General features: G+C 53.6%; 13 protein-coding genes. 8 read left to right on the top strand and 5 right to left on the bottom strand.

Annotation, left to right across the window (positions count from 1 at the left end):
- Window positions 1–5: 5 nt before the first annotated feature.
- Window positions 6–1,103, bottom strand: coding sequence for a DNA polymerase III subunit delta (gene holA / locus SH580_RS15705; RefSeq protein WP_319831783.1), 1,098 nt, complete (start codon window positions 1,101–1,103; stop codon window positions 6–8).
- 95 nt (window positions 1,104–1,198) lie between these two features.
- Window positions 1,199–2,482: a CinA family nicotinamide mononucleotide deamidase-related protein gene (locus SH580_RS15700; protein ID WP_319831782.1), complete on the bottom strand. Its 1,284-nt coding sequence runs from the start codon at window positions 2,480–2,482 to the stop codon at window positions 1,199–1,201.
- 62 nt (window positions 2,483–2,544) lie between these two features.
- On the opposite strand from SH580_RS15700, the gene SH580_RS15695 reads away from it, so the two are divergent.
- Entirely contained in the window at window positions 2,545–2,709 is a 165-nt protein-coding gene (locus tag SH580_RS15695; RefSeq protein WP_319831781.1) for a hypothetical protein, read from the top strand.
- A complete protein-coding gene (locus tag SH580_RS15690; protein WP_319831780.1) occupies window positions 2,706–4,013 on the top strand; it encodes a helix-hairpin-helix domain-containing protein in 1,308 nt (435 codons plus the stop codon). Before SH580_RS15695 ends, SH580_RS15690 begins: the two co-directional genes overlap by 4 nt.
- A 31-nt stretch (window positions 4,014–4,044) precedes the next feature.
- Here SH580_RS15690 and hemB read toward each other — a convergent pair whose 3' ends face one another.
- Complete coding sequence (hemB, locus tag SH580_RS15685) at window positions 4,045–5,058, bottom strand: porphobilinogen synthase (protein WP_319831779.1); 1,014 nt, start codon at window positions 5,056–5,058, stop codon at window positions 4,045–4,047.
- A gap of 162 nt (window positions 5,059–5,220) precedes the next feature.
- Between hemB and cysS the strand changes: the two genes are divergently transcribed.
- The 4 genes from cysS to SH580_RS15665 all read left to right on the top strand — a co-directional run bounded on the left by cysS (window position 5,221) and on the right by SH580_RS15665 (window position 10,441).
- Window positions 5,221–6,660 (top strand): cysteine--tRNA ligase, encoded by a 1,440-nt coding sequence (gene cysS, locus SH580_RS15680; protein ID WP_319831778.1) that lies wholly within the window; start codon window positions 5,221–5,223, stop codon window positions 6,658–6,660.
- Between the two features lie 189 nt (window positions 6,661–6,849).
- Complete coding sequence (locus SH580_RS15675; RefSeq protein ID WP_319831777.1) at window positions 6,850–8,970, top strand: PAS domain-containing sensor histidine kinase; 2,121 nt, start codon at window positions 6,850–6,852, stop codon at window positions 8,968–8,970.
- Window positions 8,967–9,419 (top strand): response regulator, encoded by a 453-nt coding sequence (locus tag SH580_RS15670; RefSeq protein WP_319831776.1) that lies wholly within the window; start codon window positions 8,967–8,969, stop codon window positions 9,417–9,419. The genes SH580_RS15675 and SH580_RS15670 overlap by 4 nt, the downstream gene beginning before the upstream one ends.
- A 146-nt stretch (window positions 9,420–9,565) precedes the next feature.
- On the top strand, window positions 9,566–10,441 hold the full coding sequence (locus tag SH580_RS15665) for an SMP-30/gluconolactonase/LRE family protein (RefSeq protein WP_319831775.1): 876 nt from the start codon (window positions 9,566–9,568) through the stop codon (window positions 10,439–10,441).
- 122 nt (window positions 10,442–10,563) lie between these two features.
- Here the strand turns inward: SH580_RS15665 and rplT are convergent, their stop codons facing one another.
- Together rplT and rpmI are read right to left on the bottom strand one after the other, a co-directional pair.
- On the bottom strand, window positions 10,564–10,923 hold the full coding sequence (gene rplT / locus SH580_RS15660; protein ID WP_319831774.1) for a 50S ribosomal protein L20: 360 nt from the start codon (window positions 10,921–10,923) through the stop codon (window positions 10,564–10,566).
- A gap of 114 nt (window positions 10,924–11,037) precedes the next feature.
- Window positions 11,038–11,229 carry a 50S ribosomal protein L35 gene (rpmI, locus tag SH580_RS15655; RefSeq protein WP_319831773.1) on the bottom strand — a complete coding sequence of 64 codons (192 nt, stop codon included), beginning with the start codon at window positions 11,227–11,229 and terminating at the stop codon, window positions 11,038–11,040.
- A 113-nt stretch (window positions 11,230–11,342) separates the two neighbouring features.
- Between rpmI and SH580_RS15650 the strand changes: the two genes are divergently transcribed.
- Complete coding sequence (locus SH580_RS15650) at window positions 11,343–12,119, top strand: hypothetical protein (RefSeq protein WP_319831772.1); 777 nt, start codon at window positions 11,343–11,345, stop codon at window positions 12,117–12,119.
- A gap of 74 nt (window positions 12,120–12,193) precedes the next feature.
- Window positions 12,194–13,153 carry an aspartate carbamoyltransferase catalytic subunit gene (locus tag SH580_RS15645; RefSeq protein ID WP_319831771.1) on the top strand — a complete coding sequence of 320 codons (960 nt, stop codon included), beginning with the start codon at window positions 12,194–12,196 and terminating at the stop codon, window positions 13,151–13,153.
- Window positions 13,154–13,168 lie beyond the last annotated feature (15 nt).

Genomic DNA, 13,168 nt, shown 5'->3' with positions numbered 1-13,168 from the left:
GGGCCCTAACTCAAACAACGAACCGCCAATTCCCGGCAGACCTCTTCTTGTTCATTGGGGCGCTCAATGATGGCCTCAAACGCCTCGGTAAATGCAATTTGAAAATCGATTAGCTTCTTCAACGGCACCTTTGATGCGGTCTCTGCCAAACGCCCCAGGTACCATGGGTTCTGGGAGAACACATTCAGATTACTCTTCTCCTCGCTCGCACCAAAATGATGCCCATAGGTTTGGGCTGCAGCTTCGAGATCATTCTTAGAAATGCCCCGCCCCCCCAGTCGAATCGCCCCAGCATCCAACAATACACGGAGTTGAATCAATAGGCGATTACGAGACTGCAAGCTACCCAATAATGGACGAGATTCACTGACAGTGAAGAAGTGTCGTCGAAGCGCCTCCAAGGTCCACGACAGTTTGAGCGAGTAAAATGCATCGGCCGCCTCAAAGAAATCGGCATCCCCAAAATTGGGCACCAAATCCGTCACCAAGCGCTCGTCAATCGGATCGCCCCCGGCCCCGGCAAATGTCAGCAACTTTCGCGTCTCCTCGACAATCAAGCGCGTGTTCCCGTTGACCTTGCCGATTAATAAATCAATCGCAGCACGAGTCATCGTGTTTCCAGACTTTTCGCACTCCTCACTAATAAGAGCCGCACACGTTTGCGCCGAATCTTTCCCCCCGGCAAGCGCCGTAAAATCAGAATTCTTCTGGCACCACTTAAAGAAGCTACGCCGCTTATCGACAGGTTGAGCCGTGATCAACACCCCCACACTCTTGGCATCCAGCCCTTCCAGCACCTCTTTCAAATTGTCCAAAAGATCCAGAGTACCCTGCGCCCGTCCCGTCGGACTATCTGCGAGAAAATTGACGTCTTTGAGCCACACAACCTTGCGCTCCCCAAAGAGCGAAAGCGTCTGCGCCGCACTGCTAAAACGATTAATCGCAGCTTCGACTTCGGAAACATTCGACGCACGCCCATCCACGATCTCTTTGGAGAGATCATCCATTAAATCTTTGGCCTGCTCATTAAACCACGACTTACCCTTCTCTGAAACCAGGTAATCGTCGTCTCCGCAGATAAATGTAAATGGCTTAGTTGGCATGTGAATGCTCACTCTTAGAAGCCACCGGAAAGAGCGCAAGACGTAAGCGCAACAGAGCGAAATTGAATCCGAACTTCGTCTTGGCGACGCAACGACTAATCACGTTCGCCACAGCAGAGAAACTCTTCGACCTTATATTTACGCAATTTCCGGCGCATCCAATCCAATGCTGCATGCACCGCACGAGCTTTAACATCCAAACGCCCCCCCGTATAGCGCACAGTTTTACACCACACCCCGACCGGTGAATGGTAGCCGAGGTGGATGGTGCCGACAGGATTTTGCTCGTTACCACCATCAGGCCCGGCAAATCCAGTCACACTTAGGCCGTAATCGGATGAGAGACGCTCCGCGATCCCCGAGGCCATAGCAACTGCGCACTCGGGGCTGACAGCTCCATGCTGTTCGAGAATCGATTCTGGCACACCGACCTGTGAGACTTTAACATCATTACAATAACACACCACGCCACCAACGAAAACCTTGGAGGCACCGGATAGATTGGTAAACGCATCGCACAGCATCCCTCCCGTGCAAGACTCTGCGATCGCTAAAGTGCGATCCAACGCACGCAACTCGTGAAACACCACCGTTGCCAGCGAACAGTGGCCGAAACAGACAAAATCCTCCCCCAACAGGACACGTGCTTCATGCGCGATCGCCTTCAGTTGATCCATACACATACGCCCCTCACGCGGGCTCAATCGCACATCCACAATACCATAATGCACACAATAAGCGACAGTCAGCTCCGGGTGTGCCTTCACGATCGGCTGCATGGTCTCTTCCACCGTGGACTCCCCGGAACCGCAAGTACGCAGCTGCACATACGCTTCCTCATTACTGAGCACCCCCATCGCTTGCAGCATTGGAACGGCCTGCTTCTCAAACATCGGGGTCAACTCATGAGTCGGCCCGGGCAACATGATCAGAATCTTTCCCTCACTGCGATAGGCCAAACCTGGCGCAGTTCCGCGTTCATTATGCAGCACTTCCCCCTCAGCAAAGCGGTAACACTGCTTCAAATGGTGGGCAGCCATGCGGCGCCCGAGCACCTTGAAACGTGCCAATATCAAAGCTTCGATCTCGGCATCGAACACCAATTTCGCACCCAACGCTTCAGCAATATTCTCACGCGTCATATCATCGGCAGTAGGCCCCAGCCCGCCAGTAGTGATCACGATATCCGAATGCTGCCAAGCATCGAGGAAGGCCCGCTTGATCTCGCTCGCCTCATCTGTAATCACACGGCTGCGATGGATGGGTAGCCCATAGCGCGCAAGCTGCTCACCTAAGTAGGTGAGGTGCGAGTTTTCCCGGATTCCGACAAGTAGTTCGTCTCCGAAGTTGATTACTTCGACAATAGGCATTTTAGACATAGTATGGTTTAGCAATGAGCGCAGCTTGCTCTGAACTGCAACCGCAATCTATCATTCCTCCTATGTCTGAAGGATCCAAAGCCCAATTAAAAGAAAAAGTCCGCCGCCTACCACACAAACCAGGCGTCTACCAGATGAAGGATCGCATCGGGCAAATCATCTACGTGGGCAAGGCCAAGGACTTAAAAAAAGGGTCAGCACCTACTTCCAAGCCTCACGTAAGATGATGGTGGCACAGCCCAAGGTCAGAGCGATGCTCGACCTAATTCATGACTTCGAGATCATCATTGTAAAATCCGAAGCGGAGGCCCTGCTGTTAGAAGGGCAACTGATCAAAAAATACAAACCGCGCTACAACACTGATTTTACTGACGATAAGCGCTTCCTACTGGTGCGCATCGATCCGCGCGAAAACCTCCCCCGCTTCCGGCTCACCCGTAACCGAACCGATAGCAATTCTCGCTACTACGGCCCCTTCGCGCATTCGTCCCATCTGCGTAAGACGCTCGCGGAGTTGCGACGCCGTTTTGGCATACTACTCAGCGACGCCTCGCCCATCCAGCTAGCCGACGGCCGCTGGCGACTCTACGACGATGCACGCGCCGAGATCTATGAGCACGCCAACGAAATCACCACAGAGGAATACGCCGAACGCATGGAAGCCGCGTGTGAATTCCTCGACGGCAAAGCCCGTCAATGGCTGGCCGAGCTCAAGGCTGAAATGATGGCCGCCGCCGAAGCACGGCGCTACGAAGAAGCTGCCGCTCTGCGTGATCGCATCGAGGCGCTGGAGCGCACCACCGACCGCACGCGCAAGTTTGAGCGCAACTTAGTCGGCACTCACAATCACAGCCAAGTCGTCAAGCGCCTCCAAGCCAAGCTTGGAATCGCCCGGGAGCCCAGCCGCATGGAGTGCTTCGACATCTCTCATATTTCAGGGAGCTTCTGTGTGGCGTCCATGGTGGCCTTCAAAGACGGACATCCCGACCGCAAGAACTACCGCCGATTTAAAATCAAAAGTTTTGTAGGCAACGACGACTTTCGCGCGATGGAAGAGGTCGTGGGCCGCCGCTACCGCCGCCTACACGACGAGGGCAAAGCCTTCCCGGATCTCATCGTGATCGACGGTGGAGCGGGACAAGTCACCGCAGCACTCAAAGCATTCCTAAGTCAAGGACTGGAGCCACCTGAACTCATCGGTCTGGCCAAGCGCAACGAAACCGTCATCTTCAGCGACGGTCGTGAACCACTGAACATACCCCACCACGACCCTGCACTGCGGCTCTTGCAACACATTCGCGACGAGGCACACCACTTCGCCAACAGCTTCAACGCCGAGCTGCGCAGCAAGCGGCTGCGTGAATCCATTCTCGACGACTTTAAGGGCCTGGGCAGCCAACGTAAGCAACAACTCCTCCAACACTTCGGATCGCTGGAAAAGCTACGCGCCGCCGAAGTCGACCAACTCACGCAAGTCGAGGGCATCGGCAAGCTGACAGCCGAGCGGCTGGTGGAATTTTTCAGGGCCTAGCCGCTCAGCACACTCAGTAATGGAGCCCCGCCTATGTCAACGCAGCTTGCGCATAGGCCTTCGCAAAATACGTCAAAATCATATCTGCACCGGCTCGACGAATCGCCAATAACGACTCATCACGGCAGCGTTCCAAATCGAGCCAGCCTCTTTCCGCCGCAGCCATAATTTGCGCATACTCACCCGACACTTGATACGCTGCCAATGGCAACTCGGTCGCTTCACGCACTTCACGAATGATGTCGAGGTATGGACCCGCCGGCTTCACCATCAGCACATCCGCGCCCTCTTCCTCGTCCAGTGCAACTTCGACCAATGCCTCGCGCCGATTCGCCGGATTTAGCTGATAAGTGCGCTTGTCCAGATGATGTGTGCCAGCACTGCTCGCGCTGCCCACCGCATCGCGGAAAGGACCATAAAATGCCGAGGCAAACTTAGCCGAATAGGCCATAATTGCAGTTTTATCGTATCCGTTGTCATCAAGCGCCACACGTATCGCCCCCACACGCCCGTCCATCATATCCGACGGTGCCACCATATCGACACCAGCCTCTGCAGCCAAAACAGCCATTTCAGCCAGCACTTCGACCGTAGCGTCGTTAGCCAAATCCTGCGCGGCTGCATCCCAAAGGCCATCGTGTCCATGCACGGTGTAAGGATCGAGCGCGAGGTCAGTGATCACCGTAATCTCCGGCACCGCTGCTTTAATCGCACGGATCGCCCGCAGCACGAGCGTATTCGGATTCAAAGCTTCGCGCCCATCGTCCGACTTCAAGCTGTCATCGAGCTTGGGAAAAAGTGCCACCCCTGAAATACCTAGCGCGTGCAACTCACGGCACTCGGCGACCAGATCTTTAATCGAAAGGCGCGAAATTCCAGGCATCGAGCCGATGGGCTCAGGAGCCACATCTCCTTCCAGCACAAAAACCGGCTGAATCAAATGCTGAGGTAAGACCTCTGTCTCGCATGCCAAAGCACGCAACGAAGCCGTCCGGCGCATACGGCGGGGACGACGGGTCAATTCAAGTTTATAACTGTCAGACATGCCGCATAGAGTGAAGAGTCCGAGTGAGAGTGAAAGTGTAAAATGTCCGAGAACTTCAGTTCAAAGCATCCTCACAGCAAATACGGCACAGCCAGAGAAAACTACTAAGGTCTCGCACACTTTCACCTTCACTTTCGCTTTCACTCTGCCATTGATGGCAGAATGTCTGTCGAACTCTACGATACTCTCAGTCGATCTGTGCAAAAGCTCGCTCCCGCGAGCGGCGATACACTGCGCTTTTATTGCTGTGGCCCTACGGTATATGGCCCTGCCCACATTGGAAATTTCCGCACATTTCTCATTCAGGACACCCTGCGTCGCGTACTCGAAGTCGATGGCACACCCGTCAAACATGTGCGCAACATCACCGACCTCGATGATAAAACAATCCGTCGCTCTCAGGAAGAAGGTAAGAGCCTGGTCGAATTCACCGCGCATTGGACCGACAAGTTCCACGCCGACTGCGAGGCGCTCAACATGCTGCCCCCCAGCATCGAGCCGAGTGCAGTGGCCCATATCCCCCATCAAATTGCACTGGTCGAAAAACTAATCGAAAAAGGCCACGCCTACGCCACCGAAGACGGCTCCGTCTATTTCCGCGTCGGTTCCTTTGAGGACTATGGTCGCCTCTCGCGCCTGAAGCAGCGTGAGCTCAAGACGCAGACTGAAAACTCCGCGGGGGAACTCAACGATGCGGACGAATACGACCGCGAATCAGTCACCGACTTTGCCCTCTGGAAATCCCGCAAACCTGAAGACGGCGAAAACTATTGGACCAGCCCCTGGGGCGAAGGCCGCCCCGGATGGCACCTGGAGTGCTCAGCCATGGTCGACAGCGCCTTCGACGGCGAAACGATCGACCTACATGGCGGCGGTATCGATCTCTGCTTCCCCCACCACGAAAACGAGATCGCACAGTCCGAATGCGCGCACGGACACGACTTCTGCACCCACTGGTTCCACAGCGCCCACCTCATGGTGGAAGGGGCCAAGATGTCCAAGAGCCTGGGAAATCTCTACACGCTCGACGACCTGCGCGAGAAAGGCTTCAGCCCGATGATTGTGCGTTACACACTGATTGCCGGCAGCTACCGCCAACAACTCAACTTCACCTTCGACGGCTTGCATGCCTCGCAAAGCGCACTGACACGACTCGAACGCTTTGCAGAAGCCTTGCTGGCCAAAACCGGCGAGACGACAGACGACTTCAACGCCCAATACGTAACAGTCGACGCACCCGAGGACTTTGGCCGCCTGGCCAAGGCATGGGATGCACTGCGCAACAACTTAAATACCGCAGCCTGCCTCGGCGCCATCTTCGGCGTTATCGGCTCCAACCCGGCCGCCTCCCTCGACGCCGAGGGCGCCCGCGCTTTATTACGTGCCTTCGGCAGTCTGCTCTACGCGCTCGGCCTGGAACTGTTCACAGTCGAAGTTCAGAAAATCGACGCACCAGAGGCGATCATCGCTCTCGCGCAGGCCCGCTGGGATGCCAAACAAGCCAAAGACTGGGGCCAGGCCGACGAGCTGCGCGACACCCTGCTTGCACAAGGCTGGGTGGTCAAAGACAGCAAAGACGGCTTTGAACTAGAGCCCAAGTGACTTATCCCCCCCAGCTCATAAGTCATAAAATATGGTAGACGATCTCGTTCAGACATCGCTAAGCTCATTTCTGTTAAATAGAATTGTCGTCACTGAATAAGGTTGGCAACTTTAGACCGTTGAGGGTTTCCAAGTTCATACAATTGAGGCCTCAAAATCAGCACGCCACAATATGATTAAGCTCTACGGATGAAACAGAACGAAAAGCGCCTGCTAATAGCACTGACACTTTTCGCAGTAATCTGCATGATCGGGTCGGCCTTCATGGAATATCTGATCATGGAAAAAATCCACCACACAGAACACGGTGGGATGAGTCAGTTTTTTCATATCGGAAATCTAGTCAGCACGGCACTACTGTTTGCATGCCTTACCTATTACTGGGTCAAACGCAGTAAAGACAAAACACTCCAGGCCACCGAACTGCAGCGAGAGAACTTACGTATTACGCTCAATTCTATTGGAGACGCCATAATATCCACGGATGCGACAGGGTTCATTTCTCAGATGAACCCTGTCGCGGAGAAAATGACTGGCTGGTCGCTCAGCGAGGCATCCGGCAAACCGCTGGCTAGCATATTTAATATCTTTAAAGCAAACACAGGCGAAAGAGTCGAAAACCCAGTCCAAAAAGTTCTCGAATCAGGCGCGGTAGTTGAACTCGCCAATCACACCTCACTGATCGCCAAAGATGGCACAGTCCGTCAAATAGCAGACAGTGCGGCTCCCATTCGAGACGCACAAAACAAGATTCAGGGCGTCGTCCTCGTCTTCCGCGATGTGAGCGACGAGTATGCGATCCGCTCAGCAATGGAAGCCGAGCAAACACGCAATCGTAATATCTTAAAAGGAACCAACGCGGGCACATGGGACTGGAACATCCGAACAGGCGAATCCATCGTCAACAGCCGCTGGGTAGAGATCATCGGGTACACTCTGGCTGAGCTCGGCCCGATAGACACAGCCACTTGGACCAAAACAGGACACCCCGACGACCTGCCATTTTGCGAAAAAGCTCTCAACGATCACTTGAAAGGCAAAACCGATTACTATGATGCCGAATTTCGCCAATTGCATAAAGACGGCAAATGGCGCTGGATACATGCAAGAGGCTCCATCGTCGCACGCGACAAGAATGGCAGCCCAATCCACATGAGCGGCACCCACATGGATGTCACCGAACGTATAGAAAATGCACTCGCCCTGAAAGAATCCAAGGAGATCTTGCATAACGTGGTGAACAATATACCCGCCCGCGTATTCTGGAAAAACCGCGACAGCATCTACATGGGGTGTAATCAGCAATTTGCCGAAGACGCTGGAATGGCAAGCGCCGAGGAGCTCATAGGTAAAGACGACTTCGCAGCAAGCTGGGGCGCACACCAAGCCAACCTCTTCCGAATGGACGACCGGGAAGTGATGGAGAGCGGCCAAGCCAAACTGCTCTACCAAGAACCACAAACCCGAAATGGTGAAGAAACTTGGGTCGAAACATCAAAGATTCCACTAAAGGATTCCGACGGTCAAATCATCGGAGTGCTCGGAACTTACGTAGATATCACAAGCAGACGCGAAGCCGAAAAAGCTCTCATACGCGCCAAAGATGACGCCGAAGCAGCCAGTCATGCAAAGGACGAGTTTCTAGCGGTGATGAGCCACGAGATGCGCACACCGCTCAATCCGATTATTGGCTTCAGCGAGCTACTACTCGAGAGCATCACGCAAGACCCGGAAAACAGCCAGCTCAGAACAATCCACAGTGCAGGTAACCGACAGCTACAACTCATCGACGACATTTTAGACTTCATGCGTATCGACCGGGGAAGCGTCCAGGCGAGTCCAGAAGCTTTCAGCATTTACGAACTGTGTCAGGCAGCGCTCGCCGATGCCAAATTTGTCGCCCACGGTCTGGATTTACAGCTCCAGAATGGCGCCACAGGCATCGCGATCGAGGAGCAACTCCTGGTAGAGACTGACTTAACGATGCTGCAGCGCATACTCGACAATTTGCTCAATAATGCATGCAAATATACCCGCAAAGGCTCAATCACCCTTAGCATCTCACGATGCCCACAGGCGACCGACCGCTTTATCTTCCAAATCAAAGACACCGGGATCGGCATCGATGAAGAGGTGCTACAACACATCTTCAAACCTTTCAGTCAGGCCGATAGTTCCTATACACGTAAGCACGAAGGCGCTGGTCTCGGCTTGGCAATCTGCCAAAAGTTAGTCAAACTACTCAACGGCAGTATTCACGTCGAAAGCAAGTACAACAAGGCAGCTGCTTTACTGTCGAGCTCCCCTTGAAAGTTGTCGCAGAAAAGATCCCATTCCCCCGCCCCAATCAGAACGGCCAAAACCGCGACTTTGGTAAACTCAGTAAAGCGTGTCACGTGTTAATCGTAGACGACAAACAAGACAATCTACTCATTTTAAAAACCCTACTCGAACGAGCTGGGGCCACCACTGACTCAGCTAAAAACGGAGAATACGCAGTCGAGCTCTGCAACAGCGAGAGCTATGATTTAATCATGATGGACCTCGCAATGCCTGTCCTCAACGGACTCGAAGCCACCGAAATAATCCGCCGCGAAACGCCCAACAGTTCAACCCCCATCATTGCCGTCACCGCGGACGTATCTCAACACGTAAAAGAAAATTGCATAAAAGTGGGCATGAACGGTTACATCAGCAAGCCCCTCTATCCAAACAATCTACTGCAAGAAATAGAACGCGTACTTAGCGAAGCATCATAAAGCGGCTTAAATAAATGCAAAGTGACACAAGTGCCAAGGCCGCCCCTCACCGCATCCTGAAGACTATCTCCCCGAATAGACACCACAGCGGATCATTTTTATAGCTACTGATTGACCCGAACAAACGAATCAATCATCAAACAACCATGACTACGCCAAGCATCCAAACTATAGGTAATATTGTATCCACGTGGGGCGAGGGCCCGATCTGGTGGGGATCCCAACTCCTCTACGTCGACATCAATGGTAAAAAACTAGTACGCCTCGACCCAACAAATGGCGAAGAAACCATTTGGGAAATAGGCGAACGTATCGGCACCGTCGTGCCAACTGACAAAAAAAACGAAGTTATCTACGCGGGTGACACTGGCTACATCCGCTTCAACCTAGAGACTCAGCAAAAAACTCAGCTAGCCGATCCCGAAGCCGAACTGCGCGGGAAAAATCGGTTCAACGACGGCAAGTGTGACCCGGCAGGTCGCTTCTGGGCAGGCACAATCAGCATGGTCAGAGAAACTGGCAGCGCAAATCTCTACTGCCTGGACAGCGACGGTTCCCTCTCACTCAAAGTTTCCGATGTGACTAATTCCAACGGCATCTGTTGGAGCGCTGACGCGAAGACCATGTATTACATCGATACGCCCACACAACAAGTACGTGCCTACGATTACGACCGAGACAGCGGAGCTCTTTCCAATGCCCGAGTCGCCATCGACACGGCAGCTCATGGTTACGCCAGCTCCCCCGATGGAATGACTATCGATGCCGAAGGTCAGCTCTGGATCGCATTTTGCCACGGCGGCTGTGTGGTGCGCTTCGATCCGATACGCGACAAAGAATTACAACGCGTAGACCTGCCCTGTATAGAGACCACCGCCTGCGCCTTTGGTGGCGAGAACTTGGACCGTCTATTTGTCACCACAGGGATCAAAGCCGGCTACGACGAACCCGACGCTGGTAAAGTATTCGTCATCGACGGACTGGGCATCAAAGGCACGCCCGCATACGCATACAAAGGGTAGGCAATCGCGGGACCATTGCATAATAGAATTCAAACGTGGCGTGCTCCGAACCACATAAAAAAGGCCGATTCCCTAGTGGGAATCGGCCTTTTGAAAATAATTAGTAACTAAGTGCGAATCGACTAAGCAGCGAGGGCTTCTTTAGCCTTTGCGATCAAGCTCAAGAAAGCTGCTTCATCGTGAATCGCGAGCTCAGAGAGCTGCTTGCGGTCCATCTCGATATTAGCTTTCTTCAGACCATTCATGAAACGGCTGTAGTTGATGCCATTGTTACGGCAAATCGCGTTGATACGAACGATCCAGAGTTGACGGAACTCTGTCTTCTTTTTGCGGCGGTCGCGGTAAGCGTAAACTTCGGCGCGATCGACGGCGTCTTTAGCGTAGCGGAAAAGACGTGATTTATTTCCGAAATAGCCTCTGGCTTTTTTCAGAACTTTTTTGCGACGAGCAAGCGTCGCGGGACCATTGGTGGCTCTAGGCATGTTGTAGTATCTCTCGTTTAGGTCGCTGTCGGGTCGCCCATTTTCATGTTACCCGACTAGCGTGAGTTATAATTGTTAAAACGTTTCGTTATATAGACGTGTCGCGACTTCCGCTTATGCGAAAGGCATACCGCGAATGAGATCAGCGCGTTGGCCAGCTGCGACCAATTTGCTGCTACCTGCGCGGCGGCGTTGCTTGACACTTTTCTTACGAAGAAGGTGACGGTGCCCTGGCGTACGACGCAGGAGCTTACCGGTGCCTGTCTTCTTGAAGCGTTTTGAGATGGATTTGCGTGTTTTCTGCATGAGAAATAAGGAAAAGAGGAGGAAGACATAGTTTTCCTCCCCGCTTGTAAAGGGGAAAAGCAGGATTTTTCATATTTCCCAGAGAAGGACATATAGCGCCAGCCCGACGAGACGTGACTCGTGTCACATCGCTACGCCCGCGAGCAATTATCCTCGAAATATCAAATATTGAATTCCCTAGATCCGGCGTTCAACGTGACCGAATCAAAACAAACCCATCAGTCAATGTCCCCGCAAGCCAGAGCCGCATCGTCGGCTGCAGCGAGGGACGCGTGCGTCGACTCGCCGGCTACCAAAAGCATCACCACGTGCCCGAGGCGCACAGCGATGCCGCGCAGAACTTTGTGCGTAAAGCGGGACATCCCGATGTAAAGTCCGCCGCAGACCTGCTCTACACCGACATTCGCGGCCTCTTCGGCTACAAGCGAAGGGAGTTCGACTACAGCTGCGAAGACGGCTTCGCCTGGATCAAGACACCCGACTTCGATCTACAAATCAAGGTCGACCAATGCCCCGACGATCCGAAAAACTATATAATGACGACCGAAATCGTCGCCCTACACACGGAGGGCATCGCAGCGGATGAGCGACTGCACAGCTGCTTCAATCATCACTGCGACCATTTAGTCGTGGAATTTGCCAGCCCGATTCAGGTGGAAGACAAGATCGACCTACTAGAAGACATCCCCGACCTAGCCACCGCGCTAAGCTACGAGCCCGACGGCAGCGCCTTCGAGCTCAAACTGCCCCAACTCGATCTCTTGATCCAAGTAAACGAATCCACTATGACTTTCAGCCTACTCACCTTACGTGACCTCGGCAAATTGCTCAACCACAGCCAAAAAGCCTTCGACATCTTAGCCAGCGCGAAATTCTACTCTCACAGCTAGAAAGCACAGATTTCTCGTTGCCCTTTGCCGATCACATCGCACATTTCCGACCTCGGAGTCACTATTTACAACTCATGAGCCAAAGCCTATCCTGGAACCGAAAAGATCTGATCGACGTGGAGCCACTCTCCCGTGCTGAGATCGAAACGATTTTTACCGCCGCGACTGCCTTCAAAAAGGCGATGAATGCGGACAATATGAAGCAGCCCTACTTGAACGGGCGCACAGTGGTCAACCTGTTCCTAGAGCCCAGCACCCGCACGCGACTCGCCTTCGAGGTAGCCGCCAGCCGCCTGAGCGCCGACACCATCACCGTGACAGGGGCTGCCAGCAGCTTAACAAAGGGCGAAACTCTACGCGACACTGCACGCAATATGGAAGCGCTGAAGGCAGACATTATTATCATGCGCCACTCCGCTTCTGGCGCGCCGAACTATCTGAGCAAAGTTGTCGACATTCCGGTGATCAACGCAGGCGACGGCTCCCACGCCCACCCCACGCAAGCACTGCTCGACTCATTCACGCTGCTCGAAAAGTTCGGCTCTCTTGACGGCAAGAAAATCACGATTTTGGGCGACATTTTGTTCAGCCGCGTGGCACGCTCAAATATCATTTGTCTGCAAAAGCTCGGAGCCAAGGTCACCATCGCGGGCCCCAGCACGCTCGTGCCCAAAGCATTTGAGGGCATGGGCGTCACAGTCAGCCACAAGCTACAACCCGCATTGGAGGATGCCGATGCGGTGATGCTACTCCGTATCCAGCACGAGCGACAGACCGCCACCCACTTTCCATCCATCGGTGAATACACCAGCTCCTTCGGGCTCAACAAGGACCGCGCCAAATGGCTGAAACCTGGCGCCATCATCATGCACCCGGGCCCCATCAACCGCGGCGTCGAGATCGATTCCGAACTGGCCGACTCCTCGCAATCTGTAATTCTGCAACAAGTCACCAACGGCATCGTCGTACGCATGGCGATCCTACACCTCTGCTCCTGCGCGTATCATAAGCAAGCGATCGAGCTGCCAAATTAAATTCCTAATTCTTAA

It is taken from the genome of Coraliomargarita algicola, assembly GCF_033878955.1.
GTDB classification, from domain to species: Bacteria; Verrucomicrobiota; Verrucomicrobiia; order Opitutales; family Coraliomargaritaceae; genus Thalassobacterium; species Thalassobacterium algicola.
This window is presented reverse-complemented; position numbering and strand designations above follow the sequence as displayed.

Coding starts and splice junctions, on each gene's coding strand:
- holA (WP_319831783.1), bottom strand. CDS start 1,103: ATGCCAACTAAGCCATTTACATTTATCTGCGGAGACGACGATTACCTG.
- SH580_RS15700 (WP_319831782.1), bottom strand. CDS start 2,482: ATGTCTAAAATGCCTATTGTCGAAGTAATCAACTTCGGAGACGAACTA.
- SH580_RS15695 (WP_319831781.1), top strand. CDS start 2,545: ATGTCTGAAGGATCCAAAGCCCAATTAAAAGAAAAAGTCCGCCGCCTA.
- SH580_RS15690 (WP_319831780.1), top strand. CDS start 2,706: ATGATGGTGGCACAGCCCAAGGTCAGAGCGATGCTCGACCTAATTCAT.
- hemB (WP_319831779.1), bottom strand. CDS start 5,058: ATGTCTGACAGTTATAAACTTGAATTGACCCGTCGTCCCCGCCGTATG.
- cysS (WP_319831778.1), top strand. CDS start 5,221: ATGTCTGTCGAACTCTACGATACTCTCAGTCGATCTGTGCAAAAGCTC.
- SH580_RS15675 (WP_319831777.1), top strand. CDS start 6,850: ATGAAACAGAACGAAAAGCGCCTGCTAATAGCACTGACACTTTTCGCA.
- SH580_RS15665 (WP_319831775.1), top strand. CDS start 9,566: ATGACTACGCCAAGCATCCAAACTATAGGTAATATTGTATCCACGTGG.
- rplT (WP_319831774.1), bottom strand. CDS start 10,923: ATGCCTAGAGCCACCAATGGTCCCGCGACGCTTGCTCGTCGCAAAAAA.
- rpmI (WP_319831773.1), bottom strand. CDS start 11,229: ATGCAGAAAACACGCAAATCCATCTCAAAACGCTTCAAGAAGACAGGC.
- SH580_RS15645 (WP_319831771.1), top strand. CDS start 12,194: ATGAGCCAAAGCCTATCCTGGAACCGAAAAGATCTGATCGACGTGGAG.